13 protein-coding genes and 2 tRNA genes are annotated in these 13,040 nt (G+C 61.0%); 7 read left to right on the top strand and 8 right to left on the bottom strand.

The window, feature by feature from the left end; all coding sequences use genetic code 11:
* Nucleotides 1–2: 2 nt before the first annotated feature.
* Complete coding sequence (locus G5149_RS05955) at nucleotides 3–1,358, bottom strand: sigma-54-dependent transcriptional regulator (protein WP_128815377.1); 1,356 nt, start codon at nucleotides 1,356–1,358, stop codon at nucleotides 3–5.
* A 255-nt stretch (nucleotides 1,359–1,613) separates the two neighbouring features.
* On the opposite strand from G5149_RS05955, the gene G5149_RS05960 reads away from it, so the two are divergent.
* The 6 genes from G5149_RS05960 to G5149_RS05985 all read left to right on the top strand — a co-directional run bounded on the left by G5149_RS05960 (nucleotide 1,614) and on the right by G5149_RS05985 (nucleotide 7,464).
* Complete coding sequence (locus G5149_RS05960; protein WP_337072387.1) at nucleotides 1,614–2,456, top strand: substrate-binding domain-containing protein; 843 nt, start codon at nucleotides 1,614–1,616, stop codon at nucleotides 2,454–2,456.
* A 64-nt stretch (nucleotides 2,457–2,520) separates the two neighbouring features.
* Nucleotides 2,521–3,222 carry an ABC transporter permease gene (locus tag G5149_RS05965; protein WP_005347674.1) on the top strand — a complete coding sequence of 234 codons (702 nt, stop codon included), beginning with the start codon at nucleotides 2,521–2,523 and terminating at the stop codon, nucleotides 3,220–3,222.
* Nucleotides 3,223–3,256: 34 nt separating this feature from the next.
* Complete coding sequence (locus tag G5149_RS05970; protein ID WP_421212025.1) at nucleotides 3,257–3,952, top strand: energy-coupling factor ABC transporter ATP-binding protein; 696 nt, start codon at nucleotides 3,257–3,259, stop codon at nucleotides 3,950–3,952.
* On the top strand, nucleotides 3,924–4,568 hold the full coding sequence (gene mobA / locus G5149_RS05975) for a molybdenum cofactor guanylyltransferase MobA (RefSeq protein ID WP_421212027.1): 645 nt from the start codon (nucleotides 3,924–3,926) through the stop codon (nucleotides 4,566–4,568). Before G5149_RS05970 ends, mobA begins: the two co-directional genes overlap by 29 nt.
* Nucleotides 4,565–6,343: a bifunctional molybdopterin-guanine dinucleotide biosynthesis adaptor protein MobB/molybdopterin molybdotransferase MoeA gene (locus G5149_RS05980; protein WP_421212029.1), complete on the top strand. Its 1,779-nt coding sequence runs from the start codon at nucleotides 4,565–4,567 to the stop codon at nucleotides 6,341–6,343. Before mobA ends, G5149_RS05980 begins: the two co-directional genes overlap by 4 nt.
* A gap of 62 nt (nucleotides 6,344–6,405) precedes the next feature.
* Nucleotides 6,406–7,464, top strand: a complete 1,059-nt coding sequence (locus G5149_RS05985) for an FUSC family protein (protein ID WP_421212031.1) — start codon at nucleotides 6,406–6,408, stop codon at nucleotides 7,462–7,464.
* Between the two features lie 77 nt (nucleotides 7,465–7,541).
* On the opposite strand, the gene G5149_RS05990 is transcribed toward G5149_RS05985, so the two are convergent.
* From G5149_RS05990 to G5149_RS06010, 5 genes are all read right to left on the bottom strand, one after another.
* Nucleotides 7,542–8,915, bottom strand: a complete 1,374-nt coding sequence (locus tag G5149_RS05990) for an HD-GYP domain-containing protein (protein WP_421212033.1) — start codon at nucleotides 8,913–8,915, stop codon at nucleotides 7,542–7,544.
* An 87-nt stretch (nucleotides 8,916–9,002) separates the two neighbouring features.
* The gene (locus G5149_RS05995) at nucleotides 9,003–9,557 is read right to left on the bottom strand and encodes a DUF3332 domain-containing protein (protein WP_421212034.1); all 555 of its coding nucleotides are present in this window, start codon (nucleotides 9,555–9,557) and stop codon (nucleotides 9,003–9,005) included.
* 161 nt (nucleotides 9,558–9,718) lie between these two features.
* Nucleotides 9,719–11,014 (bottom strand): methyl-accepting chemotaxis protein, encoded by a 1,296-nt coding sequence (locus G5149_RS06000; protein WP_005347688.1) that lies wholly within the window; start codon nucleotides 11,012–11,014, stop codon nucleotides 9,719–9,721.
* Nucleotides 11,015–11,193: 179 nt separating this feature from the next.
* Nucleotides 11,194–11,676, bottom strand: coding sequence for a GNAT family N-acetyltransferase (locus G5149_RS06005; RefSeq protein WP_421212037.1), 483 nt, complete (start codon nucleotides 11,674–11,676; stop codon nucleotides 11,194–11,196).
* A 208-nt stretch (nucleotides 11,677–11,884) separates the two neighbouring features.
* The gene (locus G5149_RS06010) at nucleotides 11,885–12,085 is read right to left on the bottom strand and encodes a YbfA family protein (protein ID WP_005334863.1); all 201 of its coding nucleotides are present in this window, start codon (nucleotides 12,083–12,085) and stop codon (nucleotides 11,885–11,887) included.
* 212 nt (nucleotides 12,086–12,297) lie between these two features.
* On the opposite strand from G5149_RS06010, the gene G5149_RS06015 reads away from it, so the two are divergent.
* The gene (locus tag G5149_RS06015; protein WP_005347702.1) at nucleotides 12,298–12,591 is read left to right on the top strand and encodes a hypothetical protein; all 294 of its coding nucleotides are present in this window, start codon (nucleotides 12,298–12,300) and stop codon (nucleotides 12,589–12,591) included.
* A gap of 48 nt (nucleotides 12,592–12,639) precedes the next feature.
* Here G5149_RS06015 and G5149_RS06020 read toward each other — a convergent pair.
* Nucleotides 12,640–12,713: transfer RNA gene (locus G5149_RS06020), tRNA-Cys, on the bottom strand.
* 57 nt (nucleotides 12,714–12,770) lie between these two features.
* Nucleotides 12,771–12,846: transfer RNA gene (locus G5149_RS06025), tRNA-Gly, on the bottom strand.
* Nucleotides 12,847–13,040: the final 194 nt, after the last annotated feature.

Raw genomic sequence — 13,040 nt, forward strand, 5'->3', positions numbered from 1 at the left:
CCTCATTCGATGGCCCACTCCTTGAACTTGCGATCCAGCGTCTTGCGCGCCACCCCGAGCACCCGGGAGGCGGCCGACTTGTTGCCATCATGGCTCGCCACCACCTGCAGAATGTGGGCTTTTTCCACCTCCGCCAGCGGCCATGCCAGCGGGTAGCCCTCCTCGCTCGCCCCCTGCTCGGTGGGCTTGCTGCTCTGCCAGTAATCCGCCGGGGGCTTGCCCAGCAGCAGGCAGCGCTCGATGAGGTTGCGCAGCTCCCGCACGTTGCCGGGCCAGGGATAGGCCTGCATCGCTACCACATCCTCGTGGGTCCAGCTCAAGGAGCCCATCCCCATCTCGGCGGTAAGCTGGCGGGTGAAGTGATGTACCAGCGCGGGGATATCGTCGATCCGCTCCCGCAAGGGGGCGACCGGCAGTGCTACTACGTTGAGGCGATAGAAGAGATCTTCGCGAAAGCGGCCCGCCTCCACCTCGGCCTTGAGGTTGCGGTTGGTGGCGGCGACGATGCGCACATCCACCGCCAATTCGCGCTCGGCACCGACCGGGCGGATGGCCTTCTGCTCCAGCGCCCGTAGCAATGAGGCCTGCATGGCGAGCGGCATCTCGCCGATCTCGTCGAGAAACAGGGTGCCCTGATGGGCGACCCGGAACAGGCCGTCGCGCCCCTTGCGGGCGCCGGTAAAGGCCCCCTGCACATGGCCAAATAGCTCGCTTTCCAGCAGTTCGGGGGCAATGGAGGCGCAGTTGAGAGGCACAAAGGCCCCCATCCGGCCGGAAAGTTGATGCAGGGCACGGGCCACCAGCTCCTTGCCGGTACCGGACTCCCCCTCCACCAATACGGCGGCATTGGAGGGCGCTACTCTGGCGATGAGCGTCTTGAGCTCGCGGGTCTTGGCACTGTCGCCAATCAGGGTGGGCGGGAACAGCTTGCTCACCTCCCGGCGCAGCAGCAGGTTCTCCCGCTCCATCTGGCGGCGCTCGATGACTCTGTCCACCGCCTGCACCATCTGATCGAGGTTGAAGGGCTTGAGGATAAAGTCGCTGGCGCCGAGGCGCAGCGCCTTGAGGGCGGTCTCCATATCGCCAAAACCGGTCATGAAGATGATGTCGCTGCGGCGGGTGGCCGGGTCGATGGCCTCGTGCCACTCGATGCCGGAGCGCCCAGGCAGCCGGATATCGGCGATGATGAGATCAAAATGGAGGCGGCAGCGCAGGGCTTCCGCCTCCTCCACGCTGGCGGCAGTCTCAATCTGGGCAAACCGCTTGGCCAGCGCCTTGGCCAGAAAGCTGCGCATGCCGGGCTCATCGTCAACGATAAGCAGGGAGAGGGCAGACCAGCGGCTGGGAGGAAGTGTCATGGAAAAAAGTACCTCGGATGCACGTACGGTCGGTGAATGTCCCGATAACCGGAACCTTAGTGGGACATTTTGTCCTTACCGTATCAAAAGCACCAACACCAATTATTAAAAGCGATAACAAGCTCACCTAATTGATTCTAATAAGCTTCTGTTTTTAAACGGCAAACCGTGAATGCAGCGGCAAAGGAACAGTTTGGCACCCTGCTTGCTTACTCTTGCCCTCTCCTCAGCCACCCTGAAAAAAGTTGCATCACGATGACGATAAAAACCAGCCTCAAACGTTTTGCCCTCTCCCTCGCCACCAGCCTGCTGATCGCCGGTGCGGCCCACGCCGAAGCGGATACTAATGCCACAAAAGCGCCGATCCGCCTCGCCACCACCACCAGCACCGAGCAGTCCGGTCTGCTGGGCTGGCTGCTGCCCCAGTTCACCAAGGAGACTGGTTATCCGGTGCAGGTAATGGCGGCCGGTACCGGCCAGAGCCTGAAGATGGGTGAGAACGGCGACGCGGATCTGGTGATGACCCACGCCCCCTCTGCCGAGAAGAAGTTTGTCGACGCAGGCTTTGGCATCGAGCCGGTGCACCTGATGTACAACGACTTCGTTATCGTCGGCCCGGCCAACGACCCGGCGGGTCTGGCCAAATTGCACGACGCGGCCAAGGGGCTGCAAGCCATCAAGGAGCAGGGCCAGACCTTTATCTCCCGCGGTGACGAGTCCGGCACCCACATCAAAGAGAAGACCCTGTGGCAGGCGGCTGACGTCAAACCCGAGTTTGCCGGTTACAAGTCCATCGGCCAGGGGATGGGGCCAACCCTGACCATGGCCTCGGAGCTGGGTGCCTACACCCTGACCGACCGCGGCACCTGGCTCGCCTACCAGAGCAAGCTGGATCTCGCCGTGCTGCTGGAGGGTGACAAGCGCCTGTTCAACCCCTATCAGGTGATCCTGGTCAACCCCAAGCGATACCCGGATCTCAACACCGAAGGGGCCCGCACCCTGAAAAACTGGCTGGTCTCCGAGCATGGCCAGAAGCTGATCGGTGACTTCAAGGTGGCGGGTCAGGCGCTGTTTGTAGCGGATGCCAACGGGAAATAATGGCAACCCTGACCCCTGCGATGACCTTGCTGGCCCTCCCCCGGTTCGCTGAGGGAGGTGCCTGATGCCGACCCTGCTCGACACTACGTTGGCTGCCCTCGCCCTGCTGTTCAGTGGTGACACTGAACTGTGGCAGGTGGTGGGGGTCTCCTTCTCCGTCTCCTGCATCGCTCTGCTGCTGGTGCTGCTGCCCGCCTTGCTGCTGGGCTTTGCGCTGGCCTATCTGCCGCTGCCCGGCCGCTGGCTCTGGCTCTCCTGCATCAATACCCTGCAATCGGTGCCGACCGTGGTGATTGGCCTCTTGCTCTACATGCTGCTGTCGCGGGCCGGCCCTTTTGGCGACTGGAAGCTGCTCTTTACTCAGCAGGCGATGGTGGTGGGGCAGATGCTGATCGCCTTCCCGGTGATCGCCACCATGGCCCACGCGGCGTTTGTCCAGAGCGACCGGCGTGCCTGGGAGACAGCCCTGACCCTGGGGGTCTCCTGGCCCAAGGCGCTGATCGGCCTGATGCACGAGTGCCGCTTTGGCCTGCTGGCCGCCATCATCGGCGCCTTTAGCCGCATCGTCACCGAGGTGGGCTGCTCCATGATGGTGGGGGGCAATATCCTGCACTTTACCCGCAATATCCCCACCGCCATCGCACTGGAGACCCAGAAAGGGGCCTTCACCCAAGGAGTGGCGCTCGGCATAGTGCTGCTCACCCTCGCCCTCTTGCTCAACCTGCTGCTGACGGCGTGTCGCGGCCACAGCTATCTGAAGAACTGACCATGCCCCCACTGCGTATCAACAGGAGTACCCCATGGCTCTGACCGCCCACCAGCTGACGATGCGCTTTGGCGAGCGCCAGCTGTTCGAGATTGACCGGCTCGCCATCGCACCAGGGGATGCCATCTGGCTGCATGGAGCCAACGGGGTGGGCAAGACCACTCTGCTCAAGATCCTGGCGGGGCTGCTGGCACCTACCCGCGGCCACACCAATCTGCCGGGACGCTGGCAACAGCGGCTCAACCGGCTGCTCAAGCGGGATCTGGGGCCGGGCCGGGTCACCTATCTGCACCAGACCCCCTATCTGTTCGATCGCACGGTGCACGACAACGTGGCCTGGGCGCTCGATAAACAACTCGGCAGCGAGATCCGGGTGTTCGAGGCGCTGCGCCGGGTCGAGCTGGAGGGGCTGGCGCGGGAGCACATCAGCATTTTGTCCGGTGGCGAACGGCAACGGCTGGCGATGGCCCGCGCCTGGGCGCTGCAACCGGCCTTTCTGCTGATGGATGAGCCCACCGCCAATCTCGACACACATTCGGTTGCCCTGATGGCCGCATTGGCGCAAGATCTGCGGGAACATGGCAGCGGCCTGGTCGTCATCAGCCACCAGAGCAACGCATTGACCTCCCTGTGCGAGCGGCAATGGACCCTCGCCCGTGGCCAGCTGCAAGAGACGACCCCTTTAAAAATCATCGAGCGACATGACTTCAAAAAGCGAATCCCCCTCTAGCCCTTTTCCCGTGTCGGCAGTGATCCTCGCCGGCGGCCGCGCCACCCGGATGGGGGGCGAAGACAAGGGATGGGTGGAGCTGGCAGGACGCCCTCTTATCGACCATGTTTTGGCGCGCCTGCGCCCCCAGGTGGATGAGGTGCTGATCAACGCCAACCGCAGCCAGGCCCGCTATCAGACGCTGGCTCCGGTCATCAGCGATGACAACAACGACTATCTCGGCCCGCTGGCGGGCATGCAGGCGGGCCTTGCTGCCGCCCGTCACGACTGGGTGCTGTTTGTCCCCTGCGACGGCCCCGCCCTGCCGCTGGATCTGCTGAGCCGCTTTCGTGCCGCCCTGACCCCACAGACCGAGCTGGTAGTGGCCCACGACGGCGACTGGCTGCAACCCGTGGTGGCCCTGCTGCACAAATCCCTGCTCCCCTCCCTCACCGCCGCACTGGCAGAGGGGGAGCGCAAAATCGATATCTGGTTTGCCCGCCACAATATGGCGGTGGTGAGCTTTGCCGATCAGCCGGATGCCTTTATCAATCTCAACAGCCCTGCCGAGCTGGCCGCCTACGAGGCCCGTCTGCTCGCCACGGCTATCGACCCCCAACAAGGAGTCACCTCATGACCCCGGCCCCCACTCTTCCCCTGCTCGGCTTCGCCGCCTGGAGCGGCACCGGCAAGACCACCTTGCTGGAGCAGTTGATCCCCCTGCTGGTGGATCGCGGCCTGCGCATCGGGGTGCTCAAGCACGCCCACCACGACTTTGATATCGACCAGCCGGGCAAAGACAGCTACCGCCTGCGCAAGGCGGGTGCCCAGCAGATGATGGTTGCCTCCCGCCGTCGTCATGCTCGCATTACTGAAACAACGCACGGCGAGACCGAGCTGGCCGAAGCCGATTTTCGCCAGTTGCTGGCCAGCTTCGATCAGACAGAGCTCGATCTGCTCTTGGTCGAGGGGTTCAAGCACGAGCACTTCCCGAAAATCGAGCTGCACCGCGCCGAGATTGGCAAGCCGCTGCTCTTCCCCGAAGACAGCGACATCATCGCGCTGGCCAGCGATCAGCCCCAACAGAGTGGCGAACAACAGCAGACAAGCCTGCCCCGCCTCGATATCAACGATCTGGCGGCTATCGCCGACTTCGTCTGTAGCTGGCTTGACGGCTGCCAGAGTCGCGAGCAGGAGGCTGGCAACGGCTTTTTGTCGGTCGAGGCGGCCCGCAACGCCATTCTGGCGGCCCTCACCCCGAGCACGGCCTGCAGCGACAAACCGTTGGCCCAATGCCACGGCGCCGTGCTGGCCGCCGATTTGATAAGCCCCATCAATGTGCCGCCCCATGCCAACTCGGCGATGGATGGTATTGGCCTTCGCAGCGACGATCTCGCCGCCGGTCGCTGGCAACTGGTGGGGGAAGTGCTGGCGGGCCAGCAGCGCCACGAGCCTGTGCTGGCCGGTCAGACGGTGCAGATCATGACCGGCGCCCCGCTGCCCCCCGGAGTGGATACTGTGGTGATGCGGGAAGAGACGCATATTGAAGGTGAGTGGGTCACCGTCACCGCACCGATCCGCGCAGGACAGAATGTGCGCCTGGCCGGTGAAGATCTCGCCAAGGGGGCGGTCGCCATCCCGGCCGGTACCTGGCTGGGTGCCCCCCAGCTGGGGCTGGCGGCATCACTCGGTCAAGCCAGTCTCACAGTGCGCACCCCGCTGAAAGTGGCGCTGTTCAGTACCGGTGACGAGGTGCAGGCGCCGGGCGAGCAGCTCGCCCCCGGCCATATCTTCGACAGCAACCGCTTCACCCTGATGGCCCTTATCCGCGCCGCCGGTTGCGAGGTGATGGACCTTGGCATCATTCCCGATGACAAGACCATTCTGCGCCAGCAGCTGGAGCAGGCCGCCGCCAGCGCCGATCTGGTGCTGAGCTCCGGCGGGGTCTCGGTAGGCAACGCCGACTTTATCAAGCTGGTGCTGGCAGAGCTCGGCCAGATCGATTTCTGGCGCATCCAGATGCGCCCGGGCCGCCCGCTCGCCTTTGGCAAGCTGGGACAGACCCCCTTCTTCGGCCTGCCGGGCAATCCGGTGGCGGCGATGATCTGCGTGCTGCAGTTTGTCGAGCCCGCCATCGCCCGCCTACAGGGCAAGCGGTGGCAGCCGCTGCGCCTCTCGGCACTGGCGGACGAGAAGATGAAGAGCCGCCCGGGGCGCACCGAGTTTCTGCGCGGCATCTTCCATCAGGACCGTAACGGCCAGCTGCGGGTGCGCACCACGGGGCCGCAGGGCTCGGGCATTCTCAGCTCCATGGCCGATGCCAACTGCCTGATTGAAATCGTACCGGATCAACCCGGGATCGACGTTGGCGAGCGGGTCTGGATCCACCCCCTGCAGGGACGACTGGCCTAAATCCCGACGGGGCGTCGGCCGGATGCACGGCGCCCCGTCCCCCACCTGACAGGAGGCAGACCGTGCGTCTTGATGCCCCCCTCTCCCGACTCGATCTGCTGGTCTATGGCCGCTACCGGATCGTCCATGGCCTGCGCATTGCACTCGCCTTTATGCTCACCTTTCTGCTGACCCGCGAGCTGAAACTGCCGGAGAGCACCTGGCCGCTGATAACCTTGGTGGTGGTGATGGGCCCCATCTCGTTTTGGGGCAATGTGCTCTCCCGCGCCCTGCAGCGGGTGGTGGGCACCATCTTCGGCGCCAGTTGCGGGGTGGTGGCACTTTATCTCGAGATCTACTCGCTGCCACTCACCCTGATCTGGTGCGGGTGCATCATGTTTCTCTGCGGCTATCTGGCCCTCGGCAAGCGCCCCTATGTGGGGTTGCTGATCGGCATCACCCTGGGAGTCACCATGGGGGCCATGCCGGGAGATATAAAGACGGCGCTGTGGCGCAGTGCCGACGTGATAGTGGGCTCCCTGCTTGCGCTGCTCTTTTGCAGCATCTATCCCCAGCGGGCCTACAGCCACTGGCGCCTGCAGTTGCACCAGATCCTGCAGCAGTCGGGGAGGCTCTATCACACTCACCTCTCCCCCAATGTGCTGGAGCGCCCGCGCCTCAAGCACAATCTCTCCCAACTGCTGGCCCAGACCGGCAAACTGCGGGCCCTGCTGGCCCCTGCGGCCAAGGAGACACGCCACAGCGTCGCCCTGTTTGATGCAGTGCAGGTCACCATGCGCAATACCCTCTGCACTCTTGAGATGCTGGCCAACACCTACTGGAACGATCGGGAGAGCCACTTCCTGATGCAGAGCACGGCTGCGCTGCAAGCCTGCCATCTGGCCACCGAGGAGGCGATCAACCAGCTTGCCCTGATGATGCAAACCGGCGACGGTCGCGGCGCAGATGCCGCCATCGCCCGCCTGCACGAGGTGGCGACCCAGGTATCGCTGCCGCCCAACGCAGAGGCAGCCATCAATGGTTACCTCTGGCTCAACGTGCAGCTGACCGAGCAGCTCACCCACCTGCGCCGCCTGCTGGGGCTGATCCTCACCCCGCCCCATCGCAAGCAGCCGGACTAGACCCAATGCAAAACGCCCCGCAGTGGCGGGGCGTTTTGCTGTCTGACTGGCCGTTTGGGCCATGAAGGCAGCAAATCTTAACTGGCATTGGCCAGCGGCTGCTCGGTGGTGAGGTAGAGGGAGAAATCCTGAATACCCGCCTGCAGGGCGGCAAAACAGTCGGGGTCTATCGCGGTACCCAGATTCTCCGCCATCATCTCCAGCGCCTGCGGCACAGGGATAGCGCCGCGGTAGGGGCGCTTGGCGGTGATGGCATCGAAGATGTCGGCTGTGGTGATGATGCGCGTCTCAAGGGTAATCTCGTCCCCTTTCAGCCCCTTGGGGTAGCCCTTGCCATCGAGCCGCTCATGGTGGGCGCCCGCCACTTGTGCCAGCTCCTCGAAGGCGCCGATACGGCTCAGGATCTCCTCGGTATAGGCGGCATGCATCTGCACCGCCGCCCACTCCTGCGCATCGAGTTTGCCCGGCTTGTCGAGAATGGCGTTGCTCACCCCGAGCTTGCCCACATCATGGAGCAGGGCGCCCCGCTTGAGCCAGCGTCGACGCGGCTCGGACAAGCCCATCTGGGTGGCAAGAATGTCGGTATAGAGCGCAACCCTGCCGCTGTGACCCGCGGTGTAGGGACTTTTGGAGTCCACCACCTGCCCGAAGGCCGCCGCGATTTCGTCAAGATAATCCTCATCCAGCGCCACCTCGCCCTGTCCGGCCGGTTGGACCAGGACCCACTCGGTCAGTCGGGGATCGGCCAGCCCTTGCCAGAACTCCTCGTCGGCCAGCGCTTCAAATTCCCGAACCAGCGCCGGATCAAACCAGCTGCCACTGCGCTCGCGCAGCTCCTTGAGCGCCGCATTCGGGCCTGCGGCTGCGTGAAACACATCCACCACCTGACAGAGCAGGGCAATGCGCGAGAAGAGCGGGATTGCCTCGCCAGCCAGTTGCAGGGGCCGACCTTTGCCATTCCAGTGTTCATCAAGGGAGAGGATGCCATCAGCCACCTCGTCACTGAAACGGAGCTGGCGAGCGATATCCGCCCCCCGATGACAACGAGTCTGGATCAGTTCGTTGGCAATCTGGTCGCCGTTGCGAAAGATATGAAACAGGCTGCGAAAACGTCCCAGCAGATCCGCCTGCAAGCCGGTGTGTCCCAGCACAAAGTTGACTACCTCGGAGAGGGAGCCATCCACCAGTTTGAAATCGCGTTTGAAGTGAAGATCGTCGGTAAGATAGAGCTCGCAGATGCGGGCGGCATTGCTGCTGCACCCAAGATCCTTAAGCAGGAGTGTGTAGTAGAGATCATGGCGCAACCGGGCGTCCAGTCCCAACCGCTCTCCCAGGCGGGAACCTATCCAGCAGCAGCGAATGCAGTGTCCTCTTGGTTGCCCCTCAGTCATATCGAGCGCATGACTGAGGGAACCAATCAACTCCGCCAATCGCAATCCATTCACCGTCATAGTCTACTCCCTTAGACATCATGGCGATTTTGCCAGCAGATTAGGTATACCCCATCTGAAGCTGGATCGATCTGGATTCAGTTGAATTTAGGCAGCAGCCTTGCCCTGATTTGCCCGCTCTTCCAGCTCTGCGCGGCTCAGGGTAGAAACCAAGCGGCCATCGAAGTAGATATCCATCAGCTCGCCACGCTTCTCGCCACGCATCATGCTGCGGCGACCATCCAGATAGTGCACCTCCATCTGGGCGGTATGCTCGTCCGGGTAGCTGATCTCCACCTCACGCACCCCTTGTGGCAGCATGGCCAACGGCACCGTCTTGAGGGCCGGATCCAGATGCTGGTTCACCTTGATTACCGGATCGGCTTTCATGTCCACCACTGCCGGAGATTTGCCAGTGATGGGGTTTTTGCCAGACCAGAACTCGATGGTATTGAAGACGAACAGGTCAGCGGTCGCGGCCAGACCGTAAACAGGAGAGAGCAACATAAAGACCCCGGCACGAGCGTAGCGGTTATCCACCACGCTCAGGTTGCCCTTGGTGACCATGCCGGAAAGCCCCATCTGCCCCATACAGCCACCCAGCCCCATACTCGCGACCATAACCAGCAGGGCCATTGCCCGCCCCTTCTGTTGTAATGCCATCTTGTTCTGTTCCTGCTCTGAAATAAATAAGGCGGCAAGCCTAAGCAAGAGAGGGGGTGGGGACAATTCACAATGGCGGGACGATACAGGAGGGGTTCAGATTGGGGCACTGACTGCTCAAAGATGAGTCAATGCCCCGGCATGACAGGAAGTCAGGGGGTTCAGATTGCCAGATCAGAGACGGTGCTGGAGACGTTGTTCGCCTCCCGGCGGATGTCGCTCATCACCTCGTTCACCTCGCCCACCTGCTGTTTACCCAGCTCGGCGCTGCTGGCGACATCGGACATCTCGGAGGTGACCTTGGCGGTCAGCTCCCGGTTGTTCTGCACCACCTTGGCGATCTCGTCGGTAGAGAGGGAAGTGCGGGCTGCCAGCTGGCGAACCTCGTCGGCCACTACAGCAAAACCCCGCCCCTGATCCCCCGCCCGCGCCGCCTCGATGGCCGCGTTGAGAGCTAGCAAGTTAGTCTGGTCGGCGATACTGCTGATGGTGGAGACAATCGCCTCTATGCTGCGCGACTGCTCGTTCAACTGGTTGATAAGACTAATGCTGTGAGTCAGCTGGCTGGCAATCAGGCTGGAGGTATCGACCACCGAGGAGAGCAGACCCGCGCCGCGCTCGGCGCAGTTCAGGGTCTCCCGCGCCGCGTCGTGAGCCAGCATGGCCGCTTCGCGTACCGCATTGCTCTTGTTAATCCGCTCGGTGATGTCGCTGGCGAACTTGATCACCTTCACCACCTTGCGATTCTCATCAAGGATCGGGTTGTAGGTTGCCTCCAGCCACACCTTGCTGCCGTGGCTATTTTGACGGCAGAAGAGACCGGATTTGTACTGGCCGCGCCCCAGCTCATCCCAGAAGTGGGGATGTTCGCGATAGAACTGATCGTCGCAGAAGATACGGTGATGCTTGCCCTGCACCTGCGCCAGGGTATAGCCCATGGTATGAAGGAAGTTGCCGTTGGCAGTGAGCACTTCACCGGTCGGCGTGAATTCGATGACGGCCAAAGAACGATCAAGGGCCTTTACCACCGCTTGCTGGCTAAGCAGTTGCAGATGATGCTCGGTGATGTCGGCCGCAATCTTGATCACCTTGGTCACCACGCCCCGCAACTTGACAGGAAAATAGGTCGCCTCCAGCCAGATCGCCTCCCCCCGTTTGGTGAAGCGCTGAAACACACCGGTGCGGGAACGCCCCTGCTTCAAATCTGCCCAAAACTGCTGGTAAGCGCTGCTCTGGGCATACTGCTTGTCGCAGAAGAGGCGGTGATGCTGACCGATAACCTCTGGCGCACTGAAACCCACCACGTTGAGAAAGAGATCATTGGCGGCCAGCACAGTGCCATCTGGCGTAAAGGTGATGGTCGCTACGCTGCCGTGCACAGCGTCAAAAAATCCCTGCTGTTCCAGAAGTTGATCCTGGCACTGCTGCAACTCGGCTTTCAGTTTGCTATTGAACATCGAAACTTATCCTCCAGACTGGCACCCACCATGGCCAAACCACGCTGTGGATCAATAAGATAATGGTGGCGTGCTCCATCAGCATAGTTGGCCGCGTTGTCGCGCTCCCATCTGACGCCATATTTATTGCTATAAATCAAATTCACCGACCAGGCGCCACTCGTGCAGAGTTGCAACCCTTATTCCACAGCCGGTAGCCACTCCAGTTGGGCCGGATTGGCAACAAAGCCGATCCGCTCATAGATAGGGCGCCCCTGCTCGCTGGCATGGAGCCACACCTTGCCCAGCTGACGCGCTATGGCGAAGGCTGCAATGGTGTCGAGCAGCGCCGTGGCGATCCCCTGCAGGCGCCATTGCGGCCGCGTATACATATTGAGCAAATACCCCTCCACACCCGCCAGATTGCCGGGATAGGGTGGCCGCACAAACAGCGCCAGCGTTCCCGCAGCCACGATCTGCTTGCCGCCCTCCTGCTTATCGGCCTCGGCCAGCCAGGATAAAGCCCCCTCTTCACTCATCGCCCGGGTAAAGTAGTCAACCGTTGCCTGCCACAAGGCCGGGTCAGCCTGCGGCGTCGCCAGCTCACCCACCTCGCAAAACAGCTGCATGCGCAGAGCCACCAGCGCGGGAATATCCGCGGTCCTTGCCTGACGAATGATCATCGCATCTCCTTGCATCACAGAGCACGTCGAGAGAGGGGGGGCAAAGGGAAGTGGACCTGCTCGGCAAATCTGCACGACACAGGAACTATCGATGCCGACCATGTAACCGGAATGCGGATAATAGCAGAGCACATAATTAACTATGTGTTTTTAAACATATAAAAAAAGACAGCCGAAGCTGTCTTTTTCATCGAAATCACATTGCGGATTAGTAGAAGATCCGCTCGCCACGCTCGCTCATTTTGAGCCAGACAGGTTTGGTACTGGTTTTGTTCCAGATCCGGTGCAGATAGCTGTAGAAGCGGGCGCGATCGCTGCGAAACAGCATCACGGGGAAAGCCAGAATGCCCACCAGCAATACATAAATGCGACGAAGAATAATCTGAGTCAGGGAAAAGGGATGAAACATGATGTAACTCCTTACTGGTAAGACCACTGAGCAAAGATTACCCCACTCCATGTAGGATTACTACATCACCAACGCATTTTTTTATAAAAAAATGGTGAAAAACGGGAAATACTGAAAACGGGTTACGTCATTAACCAACAGTTAACAAACTTGCGAAAATCGTGCGCTTTGCCACAGTTATCAGGGGAAAAACATGCAGTAGGGAGACACGCATGAAACTGCCGGAAGTGGCACTGCTGGTGCTGATGGTTGCCCTGACACGGGCACAACTGGAGGAGTGGCAACTGAATCGGGAAGATGCCATTGTGCTGGCCGAACGGGGCGTGCCCACCGTCAGCCTGTGGCAATGCGGCACACTGAAGCAACGGATTGCGGATCTCAACCAGCACAGTGCCGAGGTGCAGTTTCAATATCGGGGGCAAAACATGGCGGATGTGAGCCACTATCTCGAGCGCGAGTGGAAACAGGCTGGCTGCGAACAGTTACTGGTACAGCAAGGATACTGACCAAGGCTCAGACTCGAAGAGTAATGATTGAGATAAATAGAGAAAAGATGGAGGCACGTTCCGGAGTCGAACCGGACTAAACGGATTTGCAATCCGCTGCATAACCGCTTTGCTAACGCGCCATGCTGACAAGACTGATAGTCTTGAAAGTGAGTTCCATCGTTGGTGTGATGGAAAATTGGAGCGGGAAACGAGACTCGAACTCGCGACCCCGACCTTGGCAAGGTCGTGCTCTACCAACTGAGCTATTCCCGCGTTACTGCTTTCGTGCCAGTTGCCTGACAACGAGGCGCATTATACGTACCACGAGCGCCAGCACAACCCCTTTTTCGCAATTTAAGCCCTGATGCAAACTGTTTGCTCAGGGTTTAAACGCCTTGCTGCATTTTTCTCCAGCCAGCTGTGACCCACCAAGCGAATTTGGGATAAAGTCGTTGAAATGATTACGC

Source organism: Aeromonas sp. 600479, assembly GCF_049175515.1.
Lineage (GTDB): Bacteria > Pseudomonadota > Gammaproteobacteria > Enterobacterales > Aeromonadaceae > Aeromonas > Aeromonas veronii_A.